Source organism: Thalassospira povalilytica (assembly GCF_002844235.1).
GTDB classification, from domain to species: Bacteria; Pseudomonadota; Alphaproteobacteria; order Rhodospirillales; family Thalassospiraceae; genus Thalassospira; species Thalassospira povalilytica.
The window spans coordinates 22777-36648 of the sequence record NZ_PGTS01000005.1; the positions used below are offsets into that span (position 1 = coordinate 22777).

Here is a 13872-nt window from a genome sequence, read left to right on the forward strand (position 1 = left end):
CCGGGCGGAGCATGCCTTATTGAAAAAATCGAATTCAAGCTGGCCTGACATGCTCAACACGCAAAAACATCACGCAATAACAAACCGTTATCTTTCGAACTATTAAGTTCGTTATCGAAAATTTAACCCGGTAATAATTTTCGCTTGCAATTATTTTTAGCCACTCGTAACGTTTGTGAAATAACGGAACGGCATCTGAGAATAGCCGTCACAAATAAGAGCACCAGGGAGGCAACGGTTGCTCAGTTCAGAAACATTCGACATTGCCATCATTGGAGGTGGCATAAATGGTACGGGCATTGCGCGCGACGCGTCGGGCCGCGGGCTGAGTGTCTTTTTGTGTGAAAAGGACGACCTTGCCAGCGCCACCTCATCGGCCAGTACCAAACTGATCCATGGCGGCCTGCGCTATCTTGAACATTATGAATTCCGGCTGGTCCGCGAGGCATTGATTGAACGCGAAGTGTTGCTGCGCGCTGCCCCGCATATCATCTGGCCGCTGCGTTTTGTGCTGCCCCATGTCAAGGGTCTGCGCCCGGCATGGATGATCCGTCTGGGTCTGTTTTTATATGACCATCTTGGTGGTCGCGAAACACTTCCGGGATCGGAGGGCATCCGTCTTGCATCCCATCCGGCTGGCCAGCCCTTGGTCAAGGGCATGGACAAGGCATTCGTCTATTCCGATTGCTGGGTGCAGGATGCCCGTCTGGTGGTTCTTAATGCCATGGACGCACGAGACAAGGGTGCCGATATTCGCACACGAACCGAATGTGTGTCGGCCAAACGCGACGGCGATCTTTGGAATGTTACGATCCGCAACATTGATGATGGCAGTGAACAGGTCATAAAGGCCAGATCACTGGTCAATGCCGCAGGCCCATGGTGTGCGGAACTGCTTGAAAGCCGGGTCGAGGCCAAAAAGAAACAGGGTATCCGCATGGTTCAGGGCAGCCACATCGTGGTGCCCAAACTGTTTGACCATGAATATTGCTATATCTTCCAGAACCCGGACGGGCGCATCGTTTTTGCCATCCCCTATGAACAGGATTTCACCCTGATCGGCACGACGGACCGGGATTATAATGGGGACCCGTCCAAGGTCGCGATCAGCGACGAGGAAACGCAATATCTGTGTGATCTTGCCAACAGCTATTTCGAAAAGAAAATCACCACCGATGATGTTGTATGGACCTATTCCGGGGTGCGCCCGCTTTATGGCGATGGCAGCGAAGACGCATCACAGGTCACCCGCGACTATGTTCTTGAAATTGATCGCGGTGATCTGCAACAGGATGGTGCACCGCTTCTAAACATCTATGGCGGCAAGATCACGACCTATCGCAAGCTTGCTGAATCAGCCATGACCAAGCTTTGCCCTTTGCTGGGGCAGAAAGACACCCGCTGGACCGCGACAAGCGCGCTTCCGGGGGGCGACATGCCGGACGCGGATTTCGAGCGGTATCTTACCGCGATGCACAAGAAATTTCCGTGGATTCCCGACGCACAAATCTACCGTTACGTGCAAAACTACGGCACACTCACCAACAGAATTGTTGGTGATGCGTCTGATCTTCAGGGGCTTGGCAGGCATCTGGGGGATGACGTTTATGAATGTGAATTGCGCTATCTGGTGGATTGTGAATGGGCCAAAACAGCCCAGGACGTTTTGTGGCGCCGCTCCAAGCTGGGGCTGCATGTATCGGATGAGACGCGTAATGCCATTGTCCAATGGTTCGCAACGGAACCGAAATCAAGAAACACCGTGAAAACGGGCGAAGGAAACAGTGGAAAATGACCCTTACGCTTGAAAACATATCCAAGACCGTGGGAGGGGAGTCCCACATCGACGATGTGTCGATGACGCTGGAACCGGGATCATTCAACGTCCTTTTGGGGCGGACCCTGGCCGGCAAGACGACACTGATGCGCATTATGGCCGGGCTTGAACCGCCAAGCAGCGGGCGCATTCTGGTCGATAATGTTGATGTGACCGGCATGGCCGTCCAGAAGCGCAATGTCGCCATGGTCTATCAGCAATTCATCAATTACCCGTCGATGAATGTCTATGACAATATCGCATCCCCCCTGAAGCTTCAGGGTGTCGCCAAGGCCGAAATCGACAAGCGTGTGCGTTCAACCGCCGAGTTGATGCATATCGAACATCTGCTTGATCGTCTGCCACAGGAACTTTCCGGTGGCCAGCAACAGCGCACCGCCATGGCACGCGCCATGGTCAAGGATTGCAAATTGCTGTTGCTTGACGAACCGCTGGTCAATCTTGACTACAAATTGCGCGAAGAACTGCGCGAAGAAATCCCGAACCTTCTGGCGGAACGCGACACCATTGTTGTCTATGCCACGACCGAACCGATGGAAGCCCTGCTTCTGGGTGGGAAATGTGCGGTCATGCATGAAGGTCGCGTCACCCAGTTTGGTCCGACCACACAGGTTTACCACAACCCGGCCTTTGTCGAGACCGGCCTGATCTTTTCCGATCCGCCGATCAATCTGGTCGATGCCGAAGTCCGCGATGGCGCGATCTTTATGAAATCGGGTCATCAGGTGCCGCTTGCCGGTCATCTGTCGGGGCTTTCGAACGGCAAATACACCCTTGGCATCCGTGCCAACCACCTTTCGGTTGATCCGACCGGGGATAACACGATCGCCATGCAGGGACAGGTTGAACTGGCCGAAATCACCGGTTCGGAAACCTTTGTCCATGTGCATTTCAATGATGTTTCCTGGGTCATTCAGGAAGAAGGCGTTCACAACCCGCGTCTGGGCGAAGCCACGTCCTTCTATGTCGATCCGACACGTCTGTTTGCCTTTGATGCAAACGGCAAACTCGTGGCCGCCCCGCCGGTCGAGATTTCCAACGGCAAAGCGGCGTGAGGTGAGTTAGAAAAATGGCACGTATTGATCTTAAAAGCCTTGCGCATTCATACTTCCCCGATCCGAAATCGGACGAGGATTATGCCCTTCGCCGCATGGAACATGTCTGGGAAGATGGCGGCGCCTATGCCCTTTTGGGCCCGTCGGGCTGTGGCAAGACCACATTGCTCAACATCATTTCCGGCCTTCTGACGCCCTCGCACGGGCAGGTTCTGTTTGATGGCAAGGATGTCACCCATCTGGCCCCGGAAGACCGCAACATCGCACAGGTTTTCCAGTTCCCGGTGATCTATGACACCATGACGGTTTACGAAAACCTCGCCTTCCCGCTGCGAAACCGTGGCGTCGATGAAAAGCGCGTCGATGCGCGTGTGCGCGAAATCGCCGGGATGCTGGACCTGACCGGCAAGCTCAAACAAAAGGCCCGCGGCCTTGGTGCGGATGAAAAACAGACCATCTCGCTTGGCCGTGGTCTGGTCCGTGATGATGTCTCGGCCATTCTGTTTGACGAACCGCTGACGGTGATTGACCCGCATCTGAAATGGGTTCTGCGCCGCAAGCTTAAGGAAATTCACAACAAACTGCGCCCGACCATGGTTTATGTCACCCATGACCAGGTCGAAGCCCTGACTTTTGCCGACAAGGTCGTCGTCATGTATGGCGGCAAGGTCGTGCAGTTGGGCACCCCGCAGGAACTGTTTGAAAATCCGGCCCATACCTTTGTCGGGTACTTCATCGGAAGCCCCGGCATGAACATCATGGATTGCAAGATCGATGATGGTGCGGCCTGGATTGACGGGCAACGGATCGGACTGTCGGACCGTCACCTTGATGCCGTTTCCAAACAGAGCGGCAAGATCGAACTCGGTATCCGTCCGGAATTCCTGACCCTTGAAACCGGCACTGCTGCCAAGGGAGCCGATGGTGTTGAGGTCAACATCATCAAGGTCGAAGACCTTGGTCAGTACAAGATCGCGACCACCCGGTTTGGCGCATCCGAAATCAAGGTCAAGCTTGGCGAAGACGAACAGGTGATCGGACAGTCCGGCATCCTGCGCTTTGCGCCTGAATGGACAAAGCTTTACGCCGACAGTCAGTTGGTCGCGTAAGGGGGGATGGGGAAATGAACAAGATTACCAACAACAAGGCCTGGTTCCTCGTCCTGCCAGTGTTCTTCATCGTTGCCATCAGTGCGATCATTCCGCTGATGACGGTTGTGAACTATTCCGTTCAGGACATTTTTGATCCGCAAACCCGGTTCTTTGTCGGCACCGAATGGTTCGAACAGGTTCTGGGCGACAGCCGCCTGCATGATGCGCTGATCCGTCAGATCATCTATACACTCAGCGTTCTGTTCATCGAAATCCCGCTGGGGATTGCGGTTGCGCTGACCCTGCCGCGCAAGGGCTGGGGCGTTTCGGCATCGATGGTTCTGCTGGCCTTGCCGCTGCTTATTCCTTGGAACGTGGTTGGCACCATCTGGCAGATTTTCGGCCGTGCCGATATTGGTCTTGGCGGTTATGTCATCAATCTTCTGGGCATTGACTATAACTATTCCCAGAACCCGATGGATGCATGGGTCACGGTTCTTGTCATGGATGTATGGCACTGGACCAGCCTGATTGTTCTGCTGTGCTATGCCGGGTTGCGTTCGATCCCGGATGCCTATTATCAGGCGGCCAAAATTGACGGCGCATCGCGCTGGGCCGTGTTCCGCTTTATCCAGCTTCCGAAAATGCAGTCGGTTCTCGTGATCGGTGTTCTGCTGCGCTTTATGGACAGCTTCATGATCTATACCGAACCGTTCGTCCTGACCGGCGGCGGACCGGGTAATGCCACAACCTTCCTTAGCCAGTTCCTGACCCGTATGGCGGTCGGCCAGTTTGACCTTGGGCCTGCTGCGGCCTTCTCGCTGGTCTACTTCCTGATCATTCTGCTGGTTTGCTGGGTTTTCTATACCGTCGTGATGAACGCCGGAAAGCGGGAGGAACAATAAAATGCACTTCCAGAAACGTCATATCGGACTTCTTCTTTATATCCTGTTCCTGTTGCTGCCGATCTATTGGCTGTTCAACATGTCGATCAAGACCAATACGGAAATCCTGGGGGCCATGACCCTGTTCCCGGATAATCCGACCTTGGCGAACTATGCGACGATCCTGACCGATCCGGCATGGTATTCGGGTTATATCAACTCGATGATCTATGTCGGGATCAACGTAATCATTTCGCTGGTTGTGGCCCTTCCGGCGGCTTATGCATTCTCGCGGTTCAACTTTACCGGCGACAAGCATCTGTTCTTCTGGCTTCTGACCAACCGCATGGCGCCGCCGGCCGTGTTCCTGTTGCCGTTTTTCCAGCTTTATTCAAGTGTCGGCCTGTTTGACACCCATATTGCCGTGGCCCTTGCGCACTGCCTGTTCAACGTGCCGCTGGCGGTGTGGATTTTGGAAGGCTTCATGTCGGGCATTCCCAAGGAAATCGATGAAACCGCCTATATCGACGGTTATTCGTTCCCGCGCTTCTTTGCCACAATCTTCATTCCGCTGATCCGGTCGGGCATCGGGGTGACCGCCTTCTTCTGCTTCATGTTCAGCTGGGTTGAACTGCTTTTGGCCCGCACCCTGACCTCGGTCGATGCAAAACCGATCGTGGCCACCATGACCCGTACGGTTTCGGCATCGGGCCTTGATTGGGGTGTGCTGGCAGCAGCGGGTGTTTTGACAATCGTCCCGGGGGCCTTGGTGATCTGGTTTGTGCGCAACTACATCGCCAAAGGTTTCGCGATGGGTCGCGTGTAATCGGCAAACAGGAGGAATATCAACATGTCTTGGATGGCCTGGACCCCGATTACCGCTGTGTTTTTCAGCTGCATCATCTTGATGCTGATCGGAATGGGAATTTGGCAGGCGGTATCACCAACCGTCCCGCGGCGCGGCTTCTTGCCGCTGACCACCACGCGCGGTGACCGCCTTTTCATCAGTCTACTGGGTGCGGCCTATATCCATCTTGGATGGCTGGCCTTTACCGACATCGCCCTTTGGGTCGGTTCGGTGATCGCACTGGCCTGGCTCATCATTGTGATGCGCTGGGGATGATCCCGGGGAACGGCGCTGTGATCTGTCGCAGTGCCGTTCCCTTGATATTCGTCGCGGCGGGTTGTCTGTCTTCCCCTGCCGTTGATGACCGGGTTTGATCCGGATGAGCAAAAAGGAAGACAACCAGGGAGAAAACGACATGATCGTTAAAGCCAAAGGCGCTTCGAGCGTTGTTAAAGGCAGTGCCGTTGCAGTCGCTCTTGGTCTTGCTGTACTGGCCAACCCGGCCATGGCTGACCAGTATACTGACGCGGCCAAGAAATGGATCGACAGCGAGTTTCAGCCGTCGAGCCTGAGCAAGGATGCCCAGATGGCCGAACTGGAATGGTTCATCAAGGCAGCCGAGCCGTTCCGTGGCATGGACATCAACGTGGTGTCCGAAACCATCACCACGCACGAATATGAATCCAAGGTTCTGGCAAAGGCTTTCTCGGAAATCACCGGGATCAACCTGACCCACGACCTGATTGGTGAAGGTGACGTTATCGAGAAACTGCAAACCCAGATGCAGTCGAACCGTAACATCTATGACGCCTATATCAATGACTCGGACCTGATCGGTACCCATTCGCGCTATGACGCGGTTGTGCCGCTTTCCGACTTCATGTCCGGCGAAGGCAAAGACGTTACCTCCCCAACCCTTGATCTTGAAGATTTCATCGGTCTGTCTTTCACCACCGGCCCGGATGGCAAGCTTTATCAGCTTCCTGACCAGCAGTTCGCGAACCTTTACTGGTTCCGCTATGACTGGTTCCAGCGTGAAGACCTGCAAAAGCAGTTCAAGGACAAATACGGCTATGACCTTGGCGTTCCGGTCAACTGGTCGGCATATGAAGACATCGCCGAATTCTTCACCAACGATGTCGGTGAAATCGACGGTCAGAAAGTCTATGGCCACATGGATTACGGTAAAAAGGACCCGTCGCTAGGTTGGCGCTTTACCGATGCGTGGCTGTCGATGGCAGGTGCTGGCGACAAGGGCCTTCCGAACGGTCTTCCGGTTGACGAATGGGGCATCCGCGTTGAAGGCTGCGCACCGGCCGGTTCAAGCGTGACCCGTGGTGGTGCGGCCAACGGCCCGGCGGCTGTTTACGCCCTGACCAAATATATCGACTGGCTCAAGGCCTATGCCCCGGCAGAAGCCGCTGGCATGACCTTTGGCGAAGCTGGTCCGGTTCCGGCACAGGGCCAGATCGCACAGCAGATCTTCTGGTACACCGCTTTTACCGCCGACATGGCGAAAAAAGGCACCCCGGTTGTGAATGACGATGGCACGCCGAAATGGCGTATGGCACCGTCCCCGCACGGCCCGTACTGGGAAGAAGGCATGAAGCTTGGCTATCAGGATGTGGGTTCCTGGACCCTGATGAAGTCCACCCCGCTTGAGCGCCGCAAAGCTGCATGGCTTTATGCGCAGTTCGTAACCTCGAAATCCGTATCGCTGAAAAAGACCCTGACCGGTCTGACCCCAATCCGTCAGTCTGACCTGGACACCCAGGAAATGACCGATATCGCACCGAACTGGGGTGGTCTGGTTGAATTCTATCGTTCCCCGGCCCGTGTCCAGTGGTCGCCGACCGGTACCAACGTTCCGGATTATCCGAAACTGGCTCAGCTCTGGTGGCAGAACGTTGCCGAAGCTGTAACCGGCGAACGCACCCCGCAGGAAGCAATGGATAACCTTGCGACCTCGATGGACCGTGTTCTTCAGCGTCTGGAACGTGCAGGCATCGGTGGCGAATGCGCACCGAAACTGAACGAAGAACGTGATGCACAATACTGGTTCGACCAGCCCGGTGCACCGAAAGCGAAACTCGCAAACGAAAAACCGCAGGGTGAGACCGTCAAATATGACGATCTGATCGCGGAATGGCGTGCGGCTCAGAAAAACTAGGAGCCACACTACTGGGGGTGCCGGGGGTGTTTTTCATCCCCGGCCGTCCCCGATATCGCTTTATTGTTTGATCGATTTTCAGCCATCCATTTCATCACATTCACATTTCCAATGCTTTTTACCTCCCTGCAATGAGCGCACCTTACGGGACTGACTTTCCCCTTTTGGCGGAAAGCCGGTCCCGCCTTTTTCCGCCCGGATTTGCAAACAAGGCACAGGGTCCCGACCTTCATGACATATCTGACCGATCCTTTTTCAAAGATGCCGCAAACCAAACTGTTGCGCCGATCCCTGCGTGCTTTGGTGCTTGTTATTGCCGGACACGTGACCCTGTCGGCACCGGCATTTGCCGGGTCGATGCTTGATGAAGGTGTTTCGGCCTATCGCCACGGCAACTTCGAAAAATCGGCGAAAATTTTTACCCCGCTTGCCCGGAACGGCGATGCCACCGCGCAATATCTTTTGTCCTGTCAGATGATCAACGGGGCGGGTGTCAGTGCCGATGAGGCAACCGGTTGGGACATGATGCAACAGGCCACCGACAACCGGCACCCAGATGCCAGCATCATCATGGCCCGCAAACTCGAAGCATCCGGCGCCCCGACCGACCAGATCCGGGCGCTTTATCAACAAAGTGCAGATCAGGGCGAAACACAGGCCATGCTTTGGCTGGCCCTTGACGCGCTTGATCAGGGTAAACCGGACGATGCCAAGGCCCTACTTGAAAAGGCGTGGGAACTTGGCGATCCGCGTGCGGCAACCCTTCTTGCCAACCGTTTCACCAAAACCGACAGCGGCCGGTATCAATATCTTCGTTCTGCCGCCCAGCGTGGTGAAATGCGGGCCGCGGCCTATCTTGCCGAAGAAGCACGGTCGGTTGACGATACCGCAGAGGCCGTTGGCTGGTGTGCGATTGCCACCGGCCTTCCCGGTCATAACGAACATGTCGACTGGAAATCCATCGGGGATGCGGTTGAAAAGAACTGCGCAAAGTTTGACAAGGACCTTGGCGAACAGGACCGCGCAGCCAACCGCGAACGGGTCGACCAGTTCCTTGCGACCTTCTTTGAAAACTATCAGCCATGGACCCCGTGGAAGCCCTGTGCCGTAAGGTAAATTTGTCGGGGCGCGGGCATCTCTTGTCTTGATAAAATGACCGGAATCCACACATACTTCGGGTAGATTTATCCGGGGATGTGGTGTGGAACGGTTTGCACGATTTATTGTAACTTTCAGATGGACTGCGATCTGTCTTTTGTTGGCAATGAGCTGTGCAGTTTCAAGCCCGGATGCCAAGGCATCCGATCACGTTCCGCTTGAAATCATCTGGCAACAGGTGCCCTCTGCCCCTGCAGTGATCACCGAAGGCCCGTCCGTTGGCGAAGGCTATTTGCAGCGCACGACCGACTGGCTGATCAGCCATCTTCCCGAATTTCACCACGAGATACGTGTAATGCCGGTGCCCAAGGTCCTTGATGAAATGGCCAAGGGGCAATTCATCTGTTCGAACTTTCTGTTCGAAAGTGCACTACGCAGCGAATATATGCTGTTCTCCGACCCGGTGATGGAATTGCATCCGATCCACTTGTTCATCGCCCCAGAAAAGCTGCCTGATTTGCGCTTTGCCATGCGTGACGGGGCGGTTGATCTGGGCCTTCTGGCCGGTCAGGACAAACTGTCGATCGGCATATCGGTGGGCTATCGCTTTGACGAGGGACTGGTGCCCGGCATCAATGACTTTTTAAACGCCCATATGACCCAAAGTGCCGGCACGACCGAAATGGTTGTTCGGCTGTTTGATGTCCGCCGCATTGACGGGTTCATCGCCTATGAGGTCAATGTGAATTACTATCGCGAAACTGCTCAGCTTGACCGTGACACTGTGGCAGTGCCGATTGTCGGGGTGCCGCGCCGCCCCCTGCCGGTGTCATGCAGCGGCGACAAACAGCAGGCCCGAAAGATCATTGATGCGGTAAATCTGTTGCTGTCCAACCCGGAAAATCGCCGCGAAATTCACGCTTTCTATACCCGCTGGTCAGAACCCGCACATTAAGATCACATACCTTTTGACGGCCGGGCTGCCAGCATCTTTTCAAGTTCGGCCAGATCATCAATCGTATTGGCATTGGCAAACATAGCCAGATCGCTTGCCTGACGGGGAAATGTCACCGCAACCGCGTCCAGTGCCTGCAACGGGGCACGCACCCGGCGATCATCATCAGCCAGCAATTTTGCAATCACCGGCGCGCTTTCACGGTGCCAGGCCGATGACAGATAATGATCACGATCGCCATGCCGGGCAAAAGCCGCCCGAACCCCGGCATCAAGGGCCGCCGATACCAGCTTGGCTGCCATATCATCAGGCACCACCGGGCAATCAACCGGAAAAGTCACCAGCCAGTCGACCCCGTCGGGCAATGCCGTCAAACCGCCCAGAACCCCGCCAAGCGGCCCCTGCCCGGCCTTGGGGATATCGGCCACCACATTTGCTTTGTATGCGGCAAATGCTTCGGGCGGCTGGTTTGATGAAATCATCACGGGGTCACAATGCCGCCCGGCATTTTCAACGGCCATCGCAATCAGTGGGCGCCCGCCAATCTGGCGAAACGGCTTGTCCCCCCCCATACGCCGCCCTTCCCCACCGGCCAGAACAAGACCGGCGATCGCGATCATAGAAAAGCGGGTTTGATCAGATTTCGTCACAACGTCAGCAAACCTTTGAATTGGGGCAATTAATTTGATGACCTCATCATAATCCAGAGCTTGGCAGCATGCATCTTTCGTATTGTGACAAAGGCACATTCATGACTAAACAACAATGCTGCATCGCATCATTTTTAAATTGTCGCACTGCAGTCATTGAATTAGACTGGTTACAGATAGTTCGACTTTCCACCTCGATACCGGACGACCGGTATTCCTGATCCAATCAATGGGGACGGCCCCGCAAGACAGGAGGCCCCCATGGCCTGGACAGCGTTGGTTATTGCCGGATTTCTGGAAATTTGCTGGGCGATTGGTCTGAAATACACTGAAGGTTTCACCAAGCTCATCCCAAGCGCCCTGACCATTACCGCGATTGCAGCCAGCTTCTGGCTACTTTCAATCGCCATGCGTTCCATTCCGATTGGAACGGCTTATGCGATCTGGACCGGTATAGGTGCCGCTGGTGCCGTAATCTTTGGCATCCTCATGGTCGGTGAACCTGCCAATGTCGGTCGCCTGATTGCGATCTGCATGATCCTTGGCGGGATCGTGATGCTGAAACTGTTCAGCCCGGCCTGATCGCGGTCGCCATCAGCACATTCATTTTCGATACATGCAAAACGGGGCAGCCACTGGCTGCCCCGTTTCTGTTTCAACCTGCCCAATCGCGGCCTAGACGCCGGCCGGGATGCCTTTGCGTTCGACCTTGCGCGGGGATGTGATTTCTTTCCATTTGGAAAGGGCCTTGTTGACCGCCGGATAAGGTTCGCGGGCGATGAATTCGCCGTCGCCGCATTTGGCCAGAACCACGCCTTCTTCGGCGGCAATGCGCCCGCGGCTGATGGTATAGCGCGGAAGACCAGTGACCTCGATGCCTTCGAACACGTTGTAATCGATTGCCGATTGCTGATGTTCGGCGGTAATGGTTTTCGAGGCCTTGGGATCCCAGACCACAAGATCGGCATCCGCCCCGACCAGAACCGCGCCTTTGCGCGGATAGATGTTCAGGATCTTGGCAATATTGGTCGAGGTTGCCGCAACAAACTCGTTCATGGTCAGACGACCGGTATTGACCCCATAAGTCCACAGAAGCGGCATGCGGTCTTCAAGACCGCCGGTACCGTTCGGGATTTTGGTGAAATCGCCTACACCCATGCGTTTCTGTTCGGTGGTGAAAGCGCAATGGTCGGTCGCCACCACCTGCAAACTGCCCGATGCCAGACCATTCCAAAGCCCGTCCTGATGTTCCTTGCTGCGGAATGGCGGGGACATGACGCGGCGTGCGGCATGATCCCAATCGGCATTCTTGTATTCGCTGTCATCAAGGATCAGGTGCTGGATCAACGGTTCGCCAAACACGCGCTTGCCATTGGCGCGTGCGCGACGGATGGCTTCATGGGCCGGTTCGCACGATACATGCACGATATAAAGCGGCACATTGGCCATATCGGCAATCATGATCGCACGGTTGCACGCCTCGCCCTCGACATCCACAGGCCGGGAATAGGCATGGGCTTCGGGGCCGTTATTGCCTTCGGCCAGCAATTTCTGCTGAAGGGTGGCGACCACATCGCCGTTTTCGGCATGAACAAGCGGCATCGCGCCCAGTTCCGAACAACGCGAGAAGGATGCAAACATCTCGTCATCATCCACCATCAGAGCCCCCTTATAGGCCATGAAATGCTTGAAGGTGTTGATGCCTTTTTCCTGCACGACGGTCTTCATTTCGTCAAAGACCTGCTCGCTCCACCAGGTGATCGCCATGTGGAAGGAATAGTCACATACCGCCTTGGAAGATTTGTTGTCCCAGGCCTGCAATGCTTCGAGCAGCGACTGATTGGGGGCCGGAAGACAGAAATCCACCACCATGGTCGTGCCACCGGCAACCGCGGCCTTGGTGCCGCTTTCGAAATCGTCTTCGGAATAGGTCCCCATAAAGGGCATTTCCATATGGGTGTGCGGATCAATCCCGCCGGGCATCACATAGCAGCCATCGGCGTCAATCACCTTGTCCCCGGTCAGATTGTCCCCGATCGCGGCAATCTTGCCGTCTTCGATCAGGATGTCGGATTTGTATGTCAGATCGGCGGTAACAATGGTTCCGCCACGAATAACCATGGACATGGGTGGCTCCTTGTCTGTCTGTTTGGCGAAAAGTTGCGGGCCATCCCGGCATTTCACCCTTTTCCCGGACGGGTCCGGGCCTTGTTCAAACACAAAATCGGGAGGTCAGCCCGGCGGGTCACACATCGCCGCCGGGCCGATCATGATCGGATTACATCGACGCCTTGTCGGTTACGACATGGGTCCAGGCACCTTCCGGTTCCTTGGTGATGACCGGGTCAGACCCACCCGACAGCAGGCTGTCGACGGTGCGCTGATAGGCTGCTTCGTCAAGGGCTGCACTATCGCCCAGAAGCTTGGCAATTTCCGTCATCATGCGGACCTGATGTTTTTCGGTCTGCGCACCGGTTGCATCATTGTCCAGAACGATGCCGGCAGCTTCTTCCGGGTTTTCTTTCGCATACATCCAGCCCTTCATGCTGGCTTCAACGAAACGCGCCATCTTGTCGACAAATGCCGGGTCCTTGAGATTGTCTTCAAGAACATAAAGGCCGTCTTCAAGGGTGGCGACGCCCTGGTCTTCGTATTTGAAGACCTTAAGGTCGTCTGCCGAAATACCGGCATCAATCACCTGCCAGTATTCGTTATAGGTCATGGTGGAAATGCAATCGGCCTGCTTCTGAAGCAGCGGATCAACGTTAAAGCCCTGTTTCAGGACGGTAACGCCCTTATCCCCGCCATCGGTCGGAATGCCAAGTTTCGACATCCAGCTCAGGAACGGATATTCGTTGCCAAAGAACCAGACACCAAGGGTACGCCCCGGGAAGTCATCGGGGCTTTCGACACCGGTTTCCTTAAGGCAGGTCAGCATCATGCCAGATTTGGCAAACGGCTGTGCAATATTGACCAGCGGCACACCCTTTTCACGCGATGCAAGTGCGGATGGCATCCAGTCAATGATCACATCGGCACCACCACCGGCAATCACCTGTGGCGGGGCGATGTCCGGGCCGCCCGGATTGATGGTCACGTCAAGATCGGCTTCTTCGTAGAAACCTTTATCAAGGGCCACGTAATACCCGGCAAACTGGGCCTGTGTGACCCATTTAAGCTGCAAGGTTACTTCATCTGCTGCCATCGCCGAAAACGATGTCAGACCAAAACTCAACCCCAATGCAGTCGCAAACAATTTCTTCATTCGTCGATGTCTCCTCAGGT

General features: G+C 55.2%; 13 protein-coding genes. 10 read left to right on the forward strand and 3 right to left on the reverse strand.

Translation table 11 applies throughout. The features are described from left to right. Positions 1 to 238: 238 nt before the first annotated feature. From glpD to CU041_RS13840, 9 genes are all read left to right on the forward strand, one after another. On the forward strand, positions 239 to 1795 hold the full coding sequence (gene glpD, locus CU041_RS13800; RefSeq protein ID WP_101247374.1) for a glycerol-3-phosphate dehydrogenase: 1557 nt from the start codon (positions 239 to 241) through the stop codon (positions 1793 to 1795). Further along, the gene (locus CU041_RS13805; RefSeq protein WP_101247375.1) at positions 1792 to 2892 is read left to right on the forward strand and encodes an ABC transporter ATP-binding protein; all 1101 of its coding nucleotides are present in this window, start codon (positions 1792 to 1794) and stop codon (positions 2890 to 2892) included. The genes glpD and CU041_RS13805 overlap by 4 nt, the downstream gene beginning before the upstream one ends. Before the next feature lie 14 nt (positions 2893 to 2906). After that, the gene (locus CU041_RS13810) at positions 2907 to 4001 is read left to right on the forward strand and encodes an ABC transporter ATP-binding protein (RefSeq protein ID WP_101247376.1); all 1095 of its coding nucleotides are present in this window, start codon (positions 2907 to 2909) and stop codon (positions 3999 to 4001) included. A 14-nt stretch (positions 4002 to 4015) separates the two neighbouring features. Then, on the forward strand, positions 4016 to 4888 hold the full coding sequence (locus CU041_RS13815) for a carbohydrate ABC transporter permease (protein ID WP_068517981.1): 873 nt from the start codon (positions 4016 to 4018) through the stop codon (positions 4886 to 4888). A gap of 1 nt (position 4889) precedes the next feature. Further along, positions 4890 to 5693, forward strand: coding sequence for a carbohydrate ABC transporter permease (locus CU041_RS13820; RefSeq protein WP_068517980.1), 804 nt, complete (start codon positions 4890 to 4892; stop codon positions 5691 to 5693). Between the two features lie 24 nt (positions 5694 to 5717). Then, positions 5718 to 5990 carry a DUF2160 domain-containing protein gene (locus tag CU041_RS13825; RefSeq protein WP_068517979.1) on the forward strand — a complete coding sequence of 91 codons (273 nt, stop codon included), beginning with the start codon at positions 5718 to 5720 and terminating at the stop codon, positions 5988 to 5990. A gap of 139 nt (positions 5991 to 6129) precedes the next feature. After that, entirely contained in the window at positions 6130 to 7884 is a 1755-nt protein-coding gene (locus CU041_RS13830) for an ABC transporter substrate-binding protein (protein ID WP_101247579.1), read from the forward strand. Between the two features lie 231 nt (positions 7885 to 8115). After that, on the forward strand, positions 8116 to 9000 hold the full coding sequence (locus CU041_RS13835) for a tetratricopeptide repeat protein (protein WP_233433116.1): 885 nt from the start codon (positions 8116 to 8118) through the stop codon (positions 8998 to 9000). An 85-nt stretch (positions 9001 to 9085) separates the two neighbouring features. Continuing rightward, entirely contained in the window at positions 9086 to 9937 is an 852-nt protein-coding gene (locus CU041_RS13840; RefSeq protein ID WP_170310238.1) for a hypothetical protein, read from the forward strand. A 2-nt stretch (positions 9938 to 9939) separates the two neighbouring features. Here the strand turns inward: CU041_RS13840 and mobA are convergent, their stop codons facing one another. Beyond that, a complete protein-coding gene (gene mobA / locus CU041_RS13845) occupies positions 9940 to 10587 on the reverse strand; it encodes a molybdenum cofactor guanylyltransferase (RefSeq protein ID WP_233433117.1) in 648 nt (215 codons plus the stop codon). 261 nt (positions 10588 to 10848) lie between these two features. On the opposite strand from mobA, the gene sugE reads away from it, so the two are divergent. Further along, positions 10849 to 11169, forward strand: coding sequence for a quaternary ammonium compound efflux SMR transporter SugE (sugE, locus tag CU041_RS13850; protein ID WP_101247379.1), 321 nt, complete (start codon positions 10849 to 10851; stop codon positions 11167 to 11169). Between the two features lie 93 nt (positions 11170 to 11262). On the opposite strand, the gene hydA is transcribed toward sugE, so the two are convergent. Together hydA and CU041_RS13860 are read right to left on the reverse strand one after the other, a co-directional pair. After that, positions 11263 to 12714 (reverse strand): dihydropyrimidinase, encoded by a 1452-nt coding sequence (gene hydA / locus CU041_RS13855; RefSeq protein ID WP_068517998.1) that lies wholly within the window; start codon positions 12712 to 12714, stop codon positions 11263 to 11265. A 151-nt stretch (positions 12715 to 12865) separates the two neighbouring features. Then, positions 12866 to 13852, reverse strand: a complete 987-nt coding sequence (locus tag CU041_RS13860) for an ABC transporter substrate-binding protein (protein ID WP_068517975.1) — start codon at positions 13850 to 13852, stop codon at positions 12866 to 12868. Between the last annotated feature and the right edge of the window lie 20 nt (positions 13853 to 13872).

What these genes read in the sequence shown, in the direction of transcription:
- CU041_RS13805 (WP_101247375.1), top strand. Translation starts at nt 1,792, where the DNA reads ATGACCCTTACGCTTGAAAACATATCCAAGACCGTGGGAGGGGAGTCC.
- CU041_RS13810 (WP_101247376.1), top strand. Translation starts at nt 2,907, where the DNA reads ATGGCACGTATTGATCTTAAAAGCCTTGCGCATTCATACTTCCCCGAT.
- CU041_RS13815 (WP_068517981.1), top strand. Translation starts at nt 4,016, where the DNA reads ATGAACAAGATTACCAACAACAAGGCCTGGTTCCTCGTCCTGCCAGTG.
- CU041_RS13820 (WP_068517980.1), top strand. Translation starts at nt 4,890, where the DNA reads ATGCACTTCCAGAAACGTCATATCGGACTTCTTCTTTATATCCTGTTC.
- CU041_RS13825 (WP_068517979.1), top strand. Translation starts at nt 5,718, where the DNA reads ATGTCTTGGATGGCCTGGACCCCGATTACCGCTGTGTTTTTCAGCTGC.
- CU041_RS13830 (WP_101247579.1), top strand. Translation starts at nt 6,130, where the DNA reads ATGATCGTTAAAGCCAAAGGCGCTTCGAGCGTTGTTAAAGGCAGTGCC.
- CU041_RS13835 (WP_233433116.1), top strand. Translation starts at nt 8,116, where the DNA reads ATGACATATCTGACCGATCCTTTTTCAAAGATGCCGCAAACCAAACTG.
- sugE (WP_101247379.1), top strand. Translation starts at nt 10,849, where the DNA reads ATGGCCTGGACAGCGTTGGTTATTGCCGGATTTCTGGAAATTTGCTGG.
- hydA (WP_068517998.1), bottom strand. Translation starts at nt 12,714, where the DNA reads ATGTCCATGGTTATTCGTGGCGGAACCATTGTTACCGCCGATCTGACA.
- CU041_RS13860 (WP_068517975.1), bottom strand. Translation starts at nt 13,852, where the DNA reads ATGAAGAAATTGTTTGCGACTGCATTGGGGTTGAGTTTTGGTCTGACA.